At 33.0% G+C, this 17,008-nt stretch carries 16 protein-coding genes and 2 pseudogenes; 2 read left to right on the forward strand and 16 right to left on the reverse strand.

The window, feature by feature from the left end; translation table 11 throughout:
* Positions 1-74: 74 nt before the first annotated feature.
* The 12 genes from QLQ22_RS12445 to QLQ22_RS12500 all read right to left on the reverse strand — a co-directional run bounded on the left by QLQ22_RS12445 (position 75) and on the right by QLQ22_RS12500 (position 13,129).
* Positions 75-242 (reverse strand): hypothetical protein, encoded by a 168-nt coding sequence (locus QLQ22_RS12445; RefSeq protein ID WP_284016711.1) that lies wholly within the window; start codon positions 240-242, stop codon positions 75-77.
* Complete coding sequence (locus QLQ22_RS12450) at positions 232-552, reverse strand: hypothetical protein (RefSeq protein ID WP_284016712.1); 321 nt, start codon at positions 550-552, stop codon at positions 232-234. The genes QLQ22_RS12445 and QLQ22_RS12450 overlap by 11 nt, the downstream gene beginning before the upstream one ends.
* Positions 553-782: 230 nt before the next feature.
* A complete protein-coding gene (locus tag QLQ22_RS12455; RefSeq protein ID WP_284016713.1) occupies positions 783-1,244 on the reverse strand; it encodes a hypothetical protein in 462 nt (153 codons plus the stop codon).
* Positions 1,245-2,047: 803 nt separating this feature from the next.
* Positions 2,048-2,698, reverse strand: coding sequence for a hypothetical protein (locus QLQ22_RS12460; RefSeq protein ID WP_284016714.1), 651 nt, complete (start codon positions 2,696-2,698; stop codon positions 2,048-2,050).
* Positions 2,699-3,083: 385 nt separating this feature from the next.
* A complete protein-coding gene (locus tag QLQ22_RS12465; RefSeq protein WP_284016715.1) occupies positions 3,084-3,548 on the reverse strand; it encodes a hypothetical protein in 465 nt (154 codons plus the stop codon).
* A 929-nt stretch (positions 3,549-4,477) separates the two neighbouring features.
* Positions 4,478-4,897, reverse strand: a complete 420-nt coding sequence (locus tag QLQ22_RS12470; protein ID WP_284016716.1) for a hypothetical protein — start codon at positions 4,895-4,897, stop codon at positions 4,478-4,480.
* Between the two features lie 96 nt (positions 4,898-4,993).
* Positions 4,994-7,558: a DEAD/DEAH box helicase gene (locus QLQ22_RS12475; RefSeq protein ID WP_284016717.1), complete on the reverse strand. Its 2,565-nt coding sequence runs from the start codon at positions 7,556-7,558 to the stop codon at positions 4,994-4,996.
* Positions 7,555-8,463 carry a HamA C-terminal domain-containing protein gene (locus QLQ22_RS12480; protein WP_284016718.1) on the reverse strand — a complete coding sequence of 303 codons (909 nt, stop codon included), beginning with the start codon at positions 8,461-8,463 and terminating at the stop codon, positions 7,555-7,557. Before QLQ22_RS12480 ends, QLQ22_RS12475 begins: the two co-directional genes overlap by 4 nt.
* Before the next feature lie 697 nt (positions 8,464-9,160).
* Positions 9,161-9,493 carry a hypothetical protein gene (locus QLQ22_RS12485; protein WP_284016719.1) on the reverse strand — a complete coding sequence of 111 codons (333 nt, stop codon included), beginning with the start codon at positions 9,491-9,493 and terminating at the stop codon, positions 9,161-9,163.
* Positions 9,494-9,679: 186 nt separating this feature from the next.
* The gene (locus QLQ22_RS12490) at positions 9,680-10,825 is read right to left on the reverse strand and encodes a DUF2971 domain-containing protein (protein ID WP_284016720.1); all 1,146 of its coding nucleotides are present in this window, start codon (positions 10,823-10,825) and stop codon (positions 9,680-9,682) included.
* Positions 10,826-11,647: 822 nt separating this feature from the next.
* Positions 11,648-12,403: a class I SAM-dependent methyltransferase gene (locus QLQ22_RS12495; protein WP_252208708.1), complete on the reverse strand. Its 756-nt coding sequence runs from the start codon at positions 12,401-12,403 to the stop codon at positions 11,648-11,650.
* Positions 12,404-12,613: 210 nt separating this feature from the next.
* Positions 12,614-13,129, reverse strand: coding sequence for a GNAT family N-acetyltransferase (locus tag QLQ22_RS12500; RefSeq protein WP_284016721.1), 516 nt, complete (start codon positions 13,127-13,129; stop codon positions 12,614-12,616).
* A 429-nt stretch (positions 13,130-13,558) separates the two neighbouring features.
* Here QLQ22_RS12500 and QLQ22_RS12505 point away from each other — a divergent pair, with 429 nt between their 5' ends.
* A complete protein-coding gene (locus tag QLQ22_RS12505) occupies positions 13,559-13,732 on the forward strand; it encodes an alpha/beta hydrolase (protein ID WP_284016808.1) in 174 nt (57 codons plus the stop codon).
* A 72-nt stretch (positions 13,733-13,804) separates the two neighbouring features.
* Positions 13,805-14,059 (forward strand): annotated as a pseudogene (locus tag QLQ22_RS12510) (LysR substrate-binding domain-containing protein); the annotation flags it as partial.
* 120 nt (positions 14,060-14,179) lie between these two features.
* On the opposite strand, the pseudogene QLQ22_RS12515 reads toward QLQ22_RS12510, so the two are convergent.
* From QLQ22_RS12515 to QLQ22_RS12530, 4 genes and pseudogenes are all read right to left on the reverse strand, one after another.
* Positions 14,180-14,821 (reverse strand): annotated as a pseudogene (locus QLQ22_RS12515) (formylglycine-generating enzyme family protein).
* 222 nt (positions 14,822-15,043) lie between these two features.
* Positions 15,044-15,832 (reverse strand): ABC transporter permease, encoded by a 789-nt coding sequence (locus QLQ22_RS12520; RefSeq protein ID WP_223442958.1) that lies wholly within the window; start codon positions 15,830-15,832, stop codon positions 15,044-15,046.
* Positions 15,829-16,734: an ABC transporter ATP-binding protein gene (locus QLQ22_RS12525; RefSeq protein ID WP_284016722.1), complete on the reverse strand. Its 906-nt coding sequence runs from the start codon at positions 16,732-16,734 to the stop codon at positions 15,829-15,831. The genes QLQ22_RS12520 and QLQ22_RS12525 overlap by 4 nt, the downstream gene beginning before the upstream one ends.
* On the reverse strand, positions 16,731-16,970 hold the full coding sequence (locus tag QLQ22_RS12530; protein WP_223442966.1) for a PLD nuclease N-terminal domain-containing protein: 240 nt from the start codon (positions 16,968-16,970) through the stop codon (positions 16,731-16,733). Before QLQ22_RS12530 ends, QLQ22_RS12525 begins: the two co-directional genes overlap by 4 nt.
* Positions 16,971-17,008 lie beyond the last annotated feature (38 nt).

Genomic DNA, 17,008 nt, shown 5'->3' on the forward strand with positions numbered 1-17,008 from the left:
GAGTGTAAACCAAACTGTAAAAATAGTTATAAATATAAAAGACCCACCAATTAATGGTGAGTCATAATAAATATTCAACCTTTATTATCAGTATTTCTTTTGAGACCTTCACTTTTTTTGTCATGATTCTTTGTGAAATTTTCACGTCTATAATGCGGGTTAGGTTTTACTGGTATCGTTGCTGGAGTGGTAGCAGGTGTAATAGGTTGTTGCGTTTGACTTGAATCTTGGCTATTCGACATTTTCTTCCTCCTGTACTTTCGCTTTAGATTTTTCTTCTATCTTTATATTATTAGTATCAGTATCACCTATTAATTTTACTTCTTGGATGCCTGCATCTTTTTTAAACATACTAGGTACATAACAACCAAGAGTAAGGAGAGTGGTGATAACCGACATTATTATAAATAAGTTTGCGTTGCCTATGGTTTTATATCTCTTATCATTAACCTCAAAGTTATAGTTAGCTAATTTCTCATAAGTTTCTATTAAGTATTCTTCAAAATGCCCTTCAGCTTCTTCAGAAGGATAATAAAAAGAAGCTGCACACAATACCAGAATTTTTTTACGCTTGGTTGGTAAAATCGTATTAATTGGTTTCAGCTTCCTAGATGTTCAATTAAAGACCCCGTTAATTGAATAGTCATTTTATACAATACAAACGGCTTGAGGTTGAGAGCGTTAAATATAATATCCATAACAAAAACACCTACCAACTTAAGTAGTAGGTGTGCTAAAATCGATTTTAACCACAAATTGAAATTGGTCTGCTGAACTAATCATTAATTGAAAAATCTAGAAATAAAGGGTTTGTAATTTTTGCAGAATACGATTTCGATTGTCCCCTCTTCTGTTCTTCCCTCTACATTAAATTGGAAATCTGAGCCTAAGCGTTTTCTGATTTTTTTATACTGAGTAAAGTTCTCTACTAAATCTGAACTACTGAGTTCCCTCTTTATATTATGAAAATCAAAATCAACCGACAAATAAACTCCTTCATTGTCAGTGACTACTTTGATATATTCTTCAGGAGCTAAATTGTCTGAGGATGAGCTTAATTTGTAATTGCATATAAAAGTCGGTAAAGAACTTTCATTTAAGGATGCCTTAATTTTGCTCTTAATCGAATCAGGTGGATAAATGTTAAAGAAACATTCAATGAGTTGATTTCTTAAATGCTCCATCTTTACTTCTTTTTTTCTTCTTTTTTCCGCATGAAATCTTTCAATATCTTTATAAACCATTGTATTCTCCTCCTTCATAATTAATTATGCCTAATTACTAAATGGTATTCATATTATGAATAAAAATTAATACCCAAAAGGGATCAAACTCGGTAAAAATCCTGGAATTTGAGAGGTTTTTAAAACAAAAAAGCGATCACCTTTTACGGCAATCGCACCCTTTTATGAATAAGATTTCATAACGAAGTTCATTTTATTACTTTAATTTGCTTTAATAATTCAAATTTGCCAATGGTTTAATATTGTTCATTAATAAAGTAATTACATTTATTATGTATGGAGACATTTTATGAATGTATTTCTTAAATACACTAAAATCAGTATCAGGAACATATTTTTCGTCATAAATTTGCATATAAATGCCACCTATCAAAATGGATTGGTATTGGAAAACTATGTTTGCCTAAATCTTTCTCTATTTCATCTAAGTTCCATTGTTGTTTTTTGAACAAAATATAAGCCGCCTATGTCAGTTATTGGCGGCTTTATTTAATCATCACACGCTAACCTATCTCCGTCTCGGTCAAAGCGATGATCGCCGTAACCAGCTGCTATTTATTGATGCTTTCATAAAACCAGTTGCTAATCCAATCAAACTAAAAAAGGTATATGAAATGAATATCAAGGGTTTTTATTATATTAAATAATAATTATCTTTTCGAATTAAGGCGTTGTTGACGAAATTTATAATTAGTCTTGCCAAAATATTTAACAAACCACACAGCACCAGAATAATAGATGCTACATAAAAGGCGTTCATCCTTTCTGGATCAACTCACCAAATTGTTGAGCAAAGGAAAATCTTAATGTTCGTTGTTCTCTAATTCCCACTCAGTTAATTCTAAATAATGCTCTGCAAAATTATCTAAATTTTGATGTATTTTTTGAAATACTACAATAAAGTTCTCCAAATCTACCACAACATTATTTAATTCAGTAATGTAAAATTGTGGTTCATTTTTTATATCAAGCGTATAACGTGAAAAATCAATATTATAGACTCTCTTTCCCTGATCAGAAACTTTTTCGATTTTAGAATATAGCTCTTTTAGATATTCTTCTAAAGGCTCTATCCAACTATTAAATGTTTTTAGTTTTTCTGTATTATTTTCATATTGATTAACAAGAGATTTTACATTAGCAAACAAATCCATCAAATTATGATGTGTTGAAAATGGTTTACCTTTGTTATGTAGAAGATTATTTAATGACCAAGAAATCGCTTTTAAATAAACTTCAATTCCATGATTAGCATTAAAAAGGATGGGATAAATCACCACATCAGCTGTTTTATCACGATTATCTTGTAATACTAGCTTTGTTAATAAAATAGCTGATGACATAAATCCATCTGCTAAAACAATCATGTTACGAATATGATCATGTCCTTTGGTTCTCCAGTTTAAATAAGCAGTTTTATTTATATCAGCATTATAAGAAAATATATCCTTCATAAAATTCCCTCTCAATAAATTAAAAATTAAATTTCTTCTCTAACTTATTATTATACATGAATTACCAATAGTCCTTCTTAAATTATCCTGCCCCATTAGTTCAAAGAGAGAAAGCCGTCTAAGCTTGGTCAGCTAGACCTTCAAGTCAGGCACTCCAAGCAACTACTCGTCTTTGGGAACATGGTTTATTAATATTTAAAACAGTTCTATTACTGAAAGTGGAGATAAATCCACATTTTTGATGTGTAAATTAATGATATTATGTATCTATTTTCGTTTTCGTTGCTCATGTTTTTTCACCTCTTGTATGAATTCCACTTTCGTCACATCTGTATCCTTCTTCTTCCCGAGGGTGAAAAGAATAAGGATATGAATGATGATGGAACTACTTAGGCTTGAATAATCGTTTTAACACTTGCAATGTTTGCATTGTTTCATCTCTGTTTGGGGTAATGAATGTTTCTACTAATGTTATAAAGACATCTTTGAATTCTTTAATCATCAACTCATCTTCCGCATATGGTTCTAGTTCAGGACACACCCTATCGTTGGTAATCTTTATAAGCAGGTTTCTCCAGGTATTGTTTTTTCTTATTTTCTGTCCAAGCAGTGCATTTTTACCTCCCTCTGTGTACAGCCGGTCTAATGCACTTAAATATCCTTCTAAATAAACGAGTTTGGTATCTTTATGATTTATGAAATTATCGAGATATTTCATAATCTCACTTGGTTTTACTTTAGAGGAAATCATGTTCCGTTCTTGCAGAATGGTTCGAGCGGTTTCTGCAAGCTGCATTTTTTCAGATTCTGTGAAGTAGCTAATGCGGGCTCTTACATTCTCAATATACATGGTTGAACTCCTTTTAAAATCGTGGTTCCAACTATATTCAACAGAAGAGATGGTGTTTCCTGTTTGAAATGCTGTAATCAATATGATCTTGTGGTAGTGTTATTGGATAAATCAAAAGAAGAGAGTGGAATAATTCCCTAGAGGTTATAAGAAGAAACAAGTGAAAAACACAATAGAAAAGAAAACTGCTATGTTCATACAAAAAGGCATCACCTCTTATGGAGGAAACGCCCGCTTTTTGGGGTTTTATTGATGATTGTCCCAATTTAAAACTTCTTCCTTAAGCAGAAAACAGTGTAAACATTTCCATAGATATGTTCGGATGCATTCCATATATAATATCTAAACTATTCAATATCGTCATCCTTTAATCTGTAAATCGTTGCAGTAGCTCTATTTATTGGAACCTGTTTGTTTAACAAGGCGTGGATAGTGTTTAGTCAGCTCTTTTGTACATAATCCGTATTATAGATGGAAACACTATTAATTAATAACTGCAGACCTTAAAGAGCTTAAAGGAAAGAAGGAGTATCATATGTTAATTATTCCACCAACCTTGAAAAGGTTAAAAGAGATTGACCATAGTATCAAAGTTATCAATCGAAGAGAAATACAGCTAGGTAATGGAAAGAAGCTATACATATCTACGATTAAGAGGAGTTTTCACTAATATCGCTATTAAATGGAGGGGATTGATCCTCCATTTAATAAAACGGTACGTGATTCATCCTGCAAACAGCAAAGTAACCTCTCAGCTTTTGTCATGTCATTGAATGTCCCTAGCTGCTCATTTATGCTTTATTCTGTCGTACCAGAACTGAACAGCAGAGTTGTGATAATTGACTCGCTATTTATAACTCCATTTTAAGCGGTGTTACAGCCGGGTATTAAAAAAAGGGAACTCCTTAAGCACCCTTGAGGGTGTTTTTTCACACATCACGGAGTGATATCGGGCACTCGTGTTGAACCCAGCGAACCATTTCCGAATGCTCCCCAAAGTCCTCTTTCATTTGATCGAGCACGGGTTCCTGATTCAGGCAATAGCAAAGGAAGCGGGACCGCTCAGAAGGCTTGCTGCTCGAGCTTAGCCTGAAAAAGTTGTAGGTATCCTCTTCTGAGGAGTGCACTGACCATTCGCCAGTGCCATCTTCGAGAAACAGGGTCACCGTAAATGCTCCTTTTGAAAACCCTCTATCCTTTTTTTCCTTGAACAATCCTTCTACATAAATCAGGTACGGTTTGTGCATATCAGACAGATAATCGACATCTTTCCTCACTTTAGTACCGGTCACTATAATTTGAGTTTTGTTTTCAAACTCTACCATTTCTACCAGGTTCACAATCTTCACACTATCACCCCTCGTTGGATTTTTTTTCTGAAGTCCTAAACATATGCCTCCCGATACAATCTACCATGCTAGAGATGTCCAAAACAAAAGCCATATTTATAAAAACATTAATACCTCTTGCATTTCAATACTGCCTTCTTCGAGTTCCTGTATCAGTTCATTTTTAAATATTTTTATTAAATCTCCATCTTGAATTTTAAAGTGCGAAGAAAAGTCCGTTAACAAAAGATTTGCAACATACCTAGATAGACCCATGTTTTGTAGAGTAATAACAACACTATTGCGAGTTCCATATTCTAAATAATTTGTCCAATTGGTTCCTGCTTTTTCTTTTCCGTACACTTCCTGTAAGATTAAATAATAATGGTTTACATATTTCTGAATCGTAAACCGAAGAATTCCTTCGATTTCTTTTATTAAATCATTAATAAGAGTATTAACCTGTAATCGACTTTTACGATTAAATACCTCCAATTGCTTCTTGTTATTCTCATCATAATAATTGATGTTTCTTCTATTTTTTGCATAGTAATCTATACTTTGGTTTATTAATTCATTTAAACTTCTGCCATTAATCCAATTATTCATTAAAAGAGCAAAATACAATAAACTTCTTTTATTCTTTAGCCTACTTTCGTATTTGTCCCATTGATAAATATCATAAAACAAATTTAATGTAGCTAAACAACTCTCATAATTTATCTGTTTTGGATAAAGCGTTTTATGTATATAATCCTTGTTCTTTACTACATATTGATAGGCAGTTTCTTGCTGTTCAACAGCCATAAATTGATTCGTCTTTAGAATATGATGGGGAATTTCTATGTTCCGTACTTTTTTTTGAGCGAGCTCAATAAGATCGCCTTGATTGCTTGAATATAACTTCTCAATTATCGGACTTTGATAGCCAGAATTGAGATCTATGGTATCTATGCTGATTATGTTTGCTAAATAGCGAAGAATGTCTTTTTCAGTTTCGTTTCCTTTATAAATCTCCTGATTTAAAATGGCTAATTCAATTTGCTTTATATTCTTTTCCAAATTATTTGCTACAGTAGGATTTAGATGGATTTTTTCTTTATTTGTTACTAAGTCATCAATTTTCTTCCAGTCTTTTTCTTCTTCTCGAATACAATAAATGTTACCAGATAACTCATATTTCAATCTGCCTGCTCTACCTGCTAAATTCCAAAAATCTACTTTTCTAAATTTACGGATTCCATTTTTATTATTTAATATAAATACATTCTTAGCAGGCAGATTCACTCCTTCAAGCAACGTAGAAGTGCAGAATAAATGCTTGATAACCCCATCTTTAAACAACTGCTCTACATTATATCTAACTACCTGAGGTAAATTTCCGAAATGATAGGCAACGCCTTTTTGTAGACAATCAATTAAATAATAATCTGGATGAACAATTTTTTTTATGACCTTGGTGGCTTCTTGTATTCTTTTTTTATTCTGAGCTGATATCTCCTTTTCTCCAAAATTCTTACTGAATTCTCTTGCTTTAGATACAGTTTGTCTTGGAGAATTACAATAAATTAAATTTGATTGGTCCTGAGACAAGAAATCAATTATTTTTAAACTGTTTTGATGTTTATTTACGACACTTGGCTTATATTCTTTTGTTCCGTTATCTGTATAGTGCGTAACCCTCTTATTTATTAAATCTACAAAAAAAAGTTGTTGAGAAACTGGTGATTCATTTGAATAATAAACGTTTTCAATTCCTTTGTTGAACAATTGCAAGAATACTTCTGGATTGGATACATTTGGAGATGCGAAAAATAATTGAATGTTTCTATTCGAGAAGATAGCTCTTTCTACTGCTGTATAAAGTGTGACACTTCTTTTATCTGTTTCACTTGCTAGTTTATGAGCTTCGTCAACAAATAGAGAATGAATCATTGGATAATTTTCTTCTGACAAATATGATAATAATCTTTCTGGAGTAAGTACCATTATCAAATGAGTACCCTCTATATTAATTCCTTCCAAATTCCCATTGGTAATGACCGTGTAGTTATTTTCTTCGAGCTGCTTATGTAGATCTCTTTTGATTTCTGATGCAAATTGATGGATTAATGCCCTGGTTGGAACAATGACCGTTATATTAGGTTTAATGTTTTTCTTCATCTGTTCGGAAATAACAATTTTCATCATAAATGATTTCCCCATTGATGTAGGTCCTGAAAAACTGAATACATGAGAAGCTTTCATTTTTTGATAAAGTGAAAATTGTGAATCAGTGAGAAAAATGTTGTCAAATTCACTAATATGCTGGATAGATTTCTTTACATCCTTTTCAATCTCCCGATCGATAGGAAGCTTCACATCGTAATCCATTAATTGAAGAGCTGGAAAATTTCCCATTTTCGATAAAACTGCAGTAGAAACTGATTTAAAATATGCATCCTCAGGATAAAACGGGTAAAGCAACGTAATAATTTTATATGACAAACTCCTATATTTAACATCAGAAGAGTTTGATAGAATATCGCTAAATCTTAAAAGATCAATTGATTCCTTTTTATCTAAAGAAAAGTGAGATTTATTAAATAAATTCTGAAAATAAAGTTCATTTATCTTATCAAGTAGCTTTTGAAAATATTTATCATCAAAAGCATCCGCAGCTAGTCGATCAAATAGTTTCATGACACTTCACCTTTTAAAGTTTTAATAGCATCTTTTCTCACTTTGTCAATTTCAATAAATGGAATACAGTATATATAAAAGGAATACCCATATAGATCATACTTCTCAATTAACTTGGTAATGGATCCCAATTCTTTCTGCACTAGTGAGTTTACTTGCTGTCTCACTTGTTTTTGAAAATCAGCATTAGGCAACTTTTTCATTTCAGCAGAAACCTCCATATTGAACCCGACAAAGATTCCGAACGCACGATTTGTTTGTATTTCATCTTCATTAGCACTGGGAAATATAATTTTCCTTAGTTGTTCATATGTTTGATCGTCTATGATTTCCTGTTCAAGATGCGAATTAATAAGCTGCATCTCATAATGTACATTATTTTTTGTGTGATTTAAGAAACTGTCAATCGATTTAAAGGCTTTCGATAAACCAACCTTTAGAGTTTTATACATTTTTGACTCTCCAAAGATAACTTGATATTCATTTTCACTCACTTTTAATAGATGCACCCCATCTGCACCTTTTACATAATCGTTATGTGATGTCTTTAAATTCATTTTTGTTAGTAATTTAGGGGCTTCAAGATGCGATTCTAAAAAGCAATAGAGTAAAAGTTCCCCAAATTCTCCCTCATTCGATTGGTAATCTCGAAATTTTTCCTGTGCCGCTTTGTTTAATTCTCCAAATCGGAGCTGGTCAACATAGAGCTGATACTCTTTTTTTGATAAGCAAAACGTAATTATTGAATTAGACAATTCGGATAGCAATGGATGTATGTCGAATCTATTATTAGCAATTTTTAATATATGTAAATTCACTTTCGTTTGTGTCTCTTCAAGAATGTGATCTTTTATATCATGATAAAAATTATCAAGAAAGCTTTTTCTTACAATTGGACGAAGCAAAATAATCCCCCTAATTTGCATTTTAGGATAATTATACCATTCATTTACTGTCTAATTGTTAATACTTAGGTAATGAATAAAAAATAAATTTGTATTTAAGAAGTGAACAGTCATGCCATATGGTTGTAAATAAAGACCTTAATATTATATTTGGAAGAAAAAATAGTTCGTGCACCATTTGGTATACGCACTAAAGCTATGATTTCCCCCCCTTCCCTCCCCTTCCATTGCAATTTCTGTATCGTAATATGAAAGACCCTGCAATTCCCTTCCCAAGAAAGTTCTAGCAACCTTGGGATTGATATTGTACTCAGATCCAAAGATAATCTTGTGATATTCCCAAATGAAAACAAGTAACTAGGAGTATACTGCAAATTTCAGGAGATTAATAACGAATAAAAATAGATGGTATTTTTCTATGTGGTTTATTGAAAGCATGTTTGCTCTTTTGTTTTTATTATCCCACTACGGATTATTTTAATGATTAAATTTAATAAAGAACAAATTGAAAATCTAAAAAAGGTGAAAGACATAGAGGCAACGTTGCTTCTTCGGGCAAACGAACTATTGAGTAAAGAACAAGTAAACCTGTTTTAAGAAGCTGTGAAACAATCAAGCCGATAGCCGAGATTTAGATATGATACCAAAAACCATTAAAATGATAAAACCACCTTAAAACTTTAAGGTGGTTTCTTTTTTAATTTTGTATCGTTACCAATATTCCATCTTCAAAATACAGATAGTGAAAGTTTGGATAGACCCGTTGCTCTTCAGTTCCATTTATTGTCGTGGTGCTGTTGATTTCCTGAGGTCTTCCCCATCCTTTTGTCAATACTTCCTCAGACGTCATGCCAATTGAAACATTTTCTGGGTTTTCCGTTCGCTCGTTAGTAAGTTCAATTGTCTTCTCTTGCCTATCCGAAGCGGAATAATACTTCATTTTGGCTTCTGCTACAGTTCGCAGCTCTGCTACTTTACCTTCTAACGATTCCGGGACATTCTTTACAGCATCTAAATTGCTTAAAACCATACTGTAAGCACTTTCTGCTATGCCGTAGATGATCTCATCTGTAGACGAATTCTTAAACTAATTCACGCTATCCTCTTTTTCTTTTTGAAAGGCAGCGGCAAGGAAAAAATAATCTTTTAGAGGGTAACAAAACCTATAAATAAAAGACTTTTAAGAAGCCTTTTTGATTATTTTATGTTTTAAATATTATGCCATTTTTATATTTGATTCTATTATTACTAGGTCTTTGTATTTAGGATTGACTATACTGTAATAATCCAAAGCCAAATGACTTATAACCTTGTTTGTCTTAGGTCCCAAACAAATTTCTTTAATATCCCCCGGTTGAATAAAATATTTGATAAAGGGCACCAAGGCACCAGGTTTATTTAAGAAATGAATATTGTAATTATTAACTAACGGGCTATGCATCAACAATATTAATCTCCATTCCTTCTCATCTTTCCAGTGATGATGTTTTACTGACAACGCCAACAGAGCCATTTTTATAAAGAAGCTAGTGGCAGCACGACTGACGGCTCCCTTACAAACAAAATCAACAAATTCGGTTGGACTTTTCGTATCCAAGTCATCATTGTTTTTTTGGTCTCTAAATAACTCTTGCAAGTCTCGATCCAAACTACTCACTAAATTTATATAAAAGTTTGAACTTTTTGCATTTTTTTCCTCAACATATTCGACTTGCTTAAAACCATAATAATTTTCTTCATACAATTTAATGGTTTCCTTTACTTCCTCTGGTAAACTATTTACATCAAACACATCTCTTTTTAAATTATTACTTAGATCATCTTCATCCGTATTGTTAACTCTAGCGGTTAATAACTTGCTTATTGTATTTTGGCTTTTCTTTAATTTGTTTGCGAATTTAATGCTTACACCTGCAGCTGTATCCCCGTATGTAACCCACTGACGAATCGTATTTTCTGCAGCGGAAAAACATGTTAAATAAATTTCTGCATTTCCTATTATCACTTTTTGCTCTGCTAGATGTTTCATTACTTCAATTAGATTTTTCAACTTCGCTTGATGACTACCGAAAATGGATGCATAACCTACCAATTCCTCCATTGCTAACGCTATGAGGCGGTATCCATAACTGAGCTCATCAGGGTCATTCATTGTTTTTACGTTAGATAACCATAATTCCCTGTTGTCTAAAATCCCTTTTGCTGCACTTAAAGAAGTGTAATGGTGTAAACTGTCGGGGATATGATTCGAAACATTAAAGTAAATCTTGGTCCAGTGTTTGAGTAGTTGTTCATCAATCGTTTCCTTGTTCCTTTCTAACTTTTCCTTCTTAGAATAATTTTTTTGGTATATTTTCTCCATATTCCCACTCCTTGTTGTCAACTCAATCCATTATTGACCGAAATAGGAAGTTTTTTCAATACATTTTTCAGTCTTTCAAATAGCCTTTGTTAACTTTTAATGGGGATATTTCATCAAAAAGACCCAAAACGGTCCTTCATAATGAATTCTTATTTTTTATCATATGTGAGAATCCGTGCACTACTTTTTGTCGGTGTTCCCAAAACTTTCCTACTTCTTCTTATATCAGTTCAGTTGGTTTATTGCCTATGCTTTGCAGTCTTTGTCCATGTCTCTAAAACGGATATTAAGCATCTCATCTTTAGAATTAGGTAAATATACGCCATTCAGGTAAGCCGGATTAATGTCATCAACATTATGGTCAATTCATCTAATACCTTTGCTAATAACTTTAAAATGAAGAAACTCCTTCGCTAACTTTTTCATTTTTTAATGTAAGGAAGAGAAATTTCATAATTCTAAGCAGGCAGCATAAATTAATGAAATACAGAGAAAAGTAAACATTCATACAATGTTTTTGTCCCACATAGTATACAAGTTTGTGTCGCCTGCACAGGAAGTACCCATGTTTGTATCGCATTTTTACGACACAAACATGGGTACTTCTTTTTGAAAACCTCGTAATATCAACGTTTGGATAGTATACAAGTTTGTGTCGTTATACACATGAACAACTAAGTGATAATCACCATCAGATTTTGGGCATTCTGTAAAGTGCTTAGGCTTCCTCCTGATAATGGCCCGATTGTGGAAGATCAATATTAATAAATGTAATCTAAAATTCAAAGGGAATTTCAATTAAAGCCCCCTTTGTTCGGTTGTTTAGACATTGCCTAGATAGCTTCGCGTTATGTTTTGGAGAACAATTTTTCCATTCTTACTGTATTTTTCGAATAACTCTGACATGAGAAAAACAAAACGTTCATACTCTTCGTAATTTTTTTTCGGAGCATAGGACGCTGATAAATTCCTTCCTAAAAATCCTTCATAATCAAATAGCAAATCATTTTGATACTTTTTAAACTCATACTTTCCATCTTTAAAAAAGCTGTTAAATACTTCTGGAGTTTCCTCCATCCCACCGCTAAATCCTTTGAAATTTGGACAGGTCTTTTGGCAAATTTCTGCATTCTCTTTATTAATCGGGCTAGTTAAATCTCTGCTATTCCAAACAAGAACGACATTTGCCTTTTGTTTCAAAATCCGTTGACATTCGATTTTGAATGCTTCTTTATTAAACCAATGAAATGCCTGGGCAACAGTTACTAAATCCACACTTTTCCCTTTTAAAGTGGTATTTTCAGCAGTTGCCTTTATTGATTTAAAACGATAATATATTTTTAACGATTGCTCAGCCTCCTTTCTCATGTCATCATTTGGCTCTACTCCAATAACATTTAGACCTCTTTCAAGCAGATGGCGGCTAAATATCCCCGTACCTGAACCAATATCGGCCACAATCCGATCCTCTTTCAGTTGGTTAGCTGAAAACAAATAATCAATATATTCATTAGGGTAACTGGGGCGATATTTCGCATATATATCGGCCTTGTCGGTAAAATTTCCTGTTGTTTTCACAATACTACCTTCTTCCCCACGATATAAAGTGCAGAAATAGGAACCAAATAATTAAATTTTTTGCTGTAACCTCTAAGTCTACAACTTTAGAGTTCAGCCAAACTAACCAATTATCTGGCCTTTATGTAAAAGAACTTCAGAATCACTTATCCAGTTAATATACACTATTTGTTAATCATTTCCCCGATTGTTAAAGATCATCGAAGTTGATTATTGATTATTATTTACTGGTAGTGCTGATAAAGGTGAAAAATTTCTAACTACCTTTTTATAAAAAATAAGAGTTGCATTTTCATTTAATTTCTTTTTAACACCTGTTTTTTTGTATCCCATTTTTTCGTATAAATAGCAATTACGTTTTTCCTCTAAAATTGTAGCTAATTCCCAACTTATTGCTTTTGGAAACATTTCTTCAACTAAAGTTATAGCTTTTTGGGCAATCCCTTTCCCTTGATATTCAGAAAGAATAAACATTGGACTTATCCAAAATTGCACTTCTTCTTTCCAAAATATACAGATCGCACCTACATTACTGTTATCGACAATAATTTTATAGAACCCACCGTTAGTGTTATTTATTCTCTTTATTACTCCTTCTATAGTTTCGTTTGCTGGGTTTGTTTTGTAATCTTTATATTTATCCAACAGTGGCAAAAATGCATTTACCTGAATATCAAAAATAATTTGAGAATCAGCATTTGTTGCTTTTTCTAACCTAATGTCCATTAAAATCAACCACCAATCTATTTAATCAAGGTAATAACATTCTACAAATTCACGAAATAATCTTCTTCCAATAATTAATGCCACTGTTTGTTGAAATAGAAATACAATTAAATTACGTACACTCGGAAATATAATAAATAAAAAGCAAAGACACGAGTTGTCTTAGCTTCCATCACCATTCATATATCTATTGTCTCCCATAGTATGATTGCTGTTTCCACCAGTTTTAACATTAGGATTATGACCTTTATTGTTATTATTTTTCTTTCGTCTAAAATCTATTGCCCAGGATAAAGAAATGATACCAGCGATTAGTCCAAATAACCAGAAAATTTAGATCACCTCCAAAAGAGCGTTTTGGATTAATGCTCCCTTTAATGGAATAACTACAATAAGAAAATAATTTCTGCAACTAATTCACGTGCTGTTATTGCTGCAAAAGATGACTATATTGTACCTTTTCAAGTAAGTCAATATTTATCAGAACAATTGAATACATCATTTTATCCTGTTGAAAAAGGTGGTCATTTTCTAGAAGATGATGGATTCATTTCTTTCCCATTGGTTTATGATATTTTAAATAATATGATGAAAACTGTATAAATAATGAGGGATGTCAACTTTTCGTGACACCTTAAAATTTTAAAATGTTCCTAAACAATCTGGCACGACGCATCCAATAAGTTCGAATTTGTAAGTGTAGAAGCAATTAAGCAATGTGTCATTTTAGACCTAGGTATTGCAATATTACCGGAAATGGTAGTAAAAACAGAGATTGAGAGAGGTATACTAAAAGAATTAGTTTGTAAAAGTGTTGTCACACCTATTAGTACACAAATTGTTTGGCATAAAGATAAATTTATGACACTTCCTTTGCAATCTTTTATACAATTAACTTATAACAGTTTTGGTGTAAGTAAAGCTTTCTAAAACTTCAAAAAAACTATAGATACATATCTATAGTTTTTTTGTTCCTTAATGGCGGTTATTTGAACTATCGTTCCCATTAGTTGTCTGTAAAACCTCGAAAGTCGGGCTTGTGTGTAGAAGTTAAATAGACTGGGCAAGACGGAATCCAAGGTCCTCTATTGTAAATGACGGATGGCTGCGACGACGACACGAAGCCCCACAACCCCTGGCCTCTTCAGCCCAGCTACCTCCTCGGAAAATTCGGTAGGAGCCGTATACTTGTTCATCATATATATCCCAACACCACTCCCAAACATTCCCTAACATATCATAAAGACCCCATGCATTCGGTTCCTTTCTTCCTACTTCATGGATTTTGCCTCCTGAATTTTCATTAAACCAGGCTATCTTATCAAGCTCTCCGTATCTATAACCAGCAGTCCCTGCTTTACATGCATATTGCCACTGCTTCTGAAGGAAGTCGATAGCCGTCTGATTCCCAATCACAAATAATGTTTTCACCATCATTACTTATAGAATAACACTCTTTCAGACAAGCTTTTTGTGAAAGCAGATTACAAAAAGAAATTGTATCATTCCAAGATATATTTACAACCGGTTTTAGATCAACGTCAAAAGGATTAAGTGTTTTATTAACAGCATTGTATAGACCCATAGTTACAGGATGCCGTGCGAGAAGAAACGGTCTTATTTCAGCTTTCCATTTGCTTTTTATTCTATCGTCACTTAATTCTATTTCTCCCCCTGGAATTTCAAAACCATTAGATGGTCAATGTAACTCTTTATTTCATTTGACACTCTACCATCCTCCTAATGATCTCGTTTTTACAAATTTTACCGTATTTAGAAGCGTTATATCAATTTGTTTTTTTGCAGATAACTGTCCGTTAATTTAACAAGAAAACGCTGAACACCTTAGTTTGGTGTTGGTCTCGTAAACACAGAGCAAAAATCCTCATCTTCCCCATTAAAGTTATTCTTTGTTTATTCGTGATTAAATTTTTTATTGGCAATCCAATAATTCGTTACAAAGAGTATCAGTACAATCCAAACAATCGCTACTAGTGCGTTCTCTATTGCTTTTGTATCTGCTGATCCTGTGACCAGCACTGCCATTGCATGTTTGCTCATACTTGCCGGATTTATAAAATCAATAATTGGAATTAAACCAACAATAATTCTGCAACCTAAAAGGAAAACAATTGAAATTAATGCGATAATACCCTGACTGTTAAAAATCGTACTAATCATCGTTGTAAAAGATACGATAAAAAGAACCCATACAAGATAAAATAATAGTGCAAGAATCATGTGTGAAAATGGAACATCTGTAAAAAGATAATTTACATATAAATAAGAAGCAAAGTATCCAATTGCTGCACTAAAGGCTGCTATCAAATAATTTGATGCAATTTTTCCAGCTATATATGAAAGAACAGTAACAGGTCGTGTTAAAATAAAGGCCAGCATGCCATTTGCTTTATCTGTTTGAATAATACCCATCATTGAGATTGCCAGAATCATAAGCCCGAGCTGATCAAATTGAGATCCTAATGTGCTTGCCAGTACTTCACCGCCTTTTTGAGCTGTCATGCTCGGATCAATTGTAATTCCCTGACCACCGCCTGCCGCTCCCAATATTGCTGGCAAGAAATGAGTTACTATAGGCTGGGTTATCCCTAAAAAGATAAAAACGATCGGCAGCCAAATAACTTTAAACTCACGTATCATTTGAACAAATTCTTTTTTTATCAGGACATTAAAATTATTCATTTCCTCACCACCAGTTTTAAGAAGATTTCTTCTAAAGTATCGTTATTAATTTCGAATTTTACGATGTCCACTTCATGCTCAAGTGCATTTACAAGTAACATATTTTTGTTTTTTTCGATGTTTTCAACTTTTATTTTGACTTTATGCCCAATGACCTCTATTTCCTCCACATAAGGTAATTTTTTTACAACGTCAATCCATTTATGATCTTTCGCTGTGATTTCTACGTTTAGACTATTTTTGCTATTGCGTTTTAACAGTTCGTTGATGGTGGTATCTTCTATTTTTATTCCATTTTTTATAATGACAAATCGTTCGCATATTTCTTCCGCATCGCCTAATATATGGGTTGATAATAAAATCGTGGTATCTTTTTTTATTTCTTCGATCAGGTTTAACACTTCTCTTCGCCCGATTGGATCTAGTGCGGATACCGGTTCATCCATGACAATAAGCGAAGGCTTATGCAGCAGTGCTTGTGCAATGCCGAGTCGCTGTTTCATTCCACCTGAAAATGTGCCAACTTTTGAATTTTCTTCACCTATTAGTCCGACTTTGGTCAAAATTTCAGGTATTGAGTTAGTTAATTCTTCTTTTTGCAATCCAGAAAGCTGCCCCATAAACGTAAGAGTTTCTTTCGCTGTCATCCAATGAAAAAAGTTAGGGTACTGTGGCAGGTAGCCAATCTCCCTTTTCATTTTCGATATTTTTTTCCCATTCAGTAAAACTTCGCCTGCGTTTGGGTCGATAATATCTGAAATCACTTTTATTAAAGTCGATTTCCCAGCTCCATTCGGCCCGATCAAACCGACACATTCTCCCGATTGCAGTTCCATTGAGAAATTATTGACAGCGACTTTTTCTTTAAATGTTTTCGTCACATTTTTGATTTCCAATTTCATAATCTCTCACTCTCCTCTCGCCCTATAACAAAGTACAGAATTGGACCAATTGTATTAACTAAAAGGATAATTAATGTCCACACTAGAACATTTTTTCTCGTTTTTCTATGTCTGTATAAATCTATTAAAGCAATTAGAACCAATAGGAAACCTACTGCAATAAACGGCAATATTATGGGGATAAAAGCCATAAAGTCAATATCCTTTAATTCATCAAACCCATAGTGAATTTGCATATTAAACACTTCCTTTTCATTATCGTTATTGATAATGA

Source organism: Metabacillus hrfriensis (genome assembly GCF_030127205.1).
Taxonomy (GTDB): Bacteria; Bacillota; Bacilli; order Bacillales; family Bacillaceae; genus Bacillus_P; species Bacillus_P dongyingensis.

What these genes read in the sequence shown, in the direction of transcription:
- QLQ22_RS12530 (WP_223442966.1), bottom strand. Translation starts at nt 16,970, where the DNA reads ATGCAAATTCACTATGGGTTTGATGAATTAAAGGATATTGACTTTATG.
- QLQ22_RS12485 (WP_284016719.1), bottom strand. Translation starts at nt 9,493, where the DNA reads ATGGTTTTAAGCAATTTAGATGCTGTAAAGAATGTCCCGGAATCGTTA.
- QLQ22_RS12445 (WP_284016711.1), bottom strand. Translation starts at nt 242, where the DNA reads ATGTCGAATAGCCAAGATTCAAGTCAAACGCAACAACCTATTACACCT.
- QLQ22_RS12490 (WP_284016720.1), bottom strand. Translation starts at nt 10,825, where the DNA reads ATGGAGAAAATATACCAAAAAAATTATTCTAAGAAGGAAAAGTTAGAA.
- QLQ22_RS12465 (WP_284016715.1), bottom strand. Translation starts at nt 3,548, where the DNA reads ATGTATATTGAGAATGTAAGAGCCCGCATTAGCTACTTCACAGAATCT.
- QLQ22_RS12460 (WP_284016714.1), bottom strand. Translation starts at nt 2,698, where the DNA reads ATGAAGGATATATTTTCTTATAATGCTGATATAAATAAAACTGCTTAT.
- QLQ22_RS12525 (WP_284016722.1), bottom strand. Translation starts at nt 16,734, where the DNA reads ATGAAATTGGAAATCAAAAATGTGACGAAAACATTTAAAGAAAAAGTC.
- QLQ22_RS12520 (WP_223442958.1), bottom strand. Translation starts at nt 15,832, where the DNA reads ATGAATAATTTTAATGTCCTGATAAAAAAAGAATTTGTTCAAATGATA.
- QLQ22_RS12500 (WP_284016721.1), bottom strand. Translation starts at nt 13,129, where the DNA reads ATGGACATTAGGTTAGAAAAAGCAACAAATGCTGATTCTCAAATTATT.
- QLQ22_RS12455 (WP_284016713.1), bottom strand. Translation starts at nt 1,244, where the DNA reads ATGGTTTATAAAGATATTGAAAGATTTCATGCGGAAAAAAGAAGAAAA.
- QLQ22_RS12475 (WP_284016717.1), bottom strand. Translation starts at nt 7,558, where the DNA reads ATGAAACTATTTGATCGACTAGCTGCGGATGCTTTTGATGATAAATAT.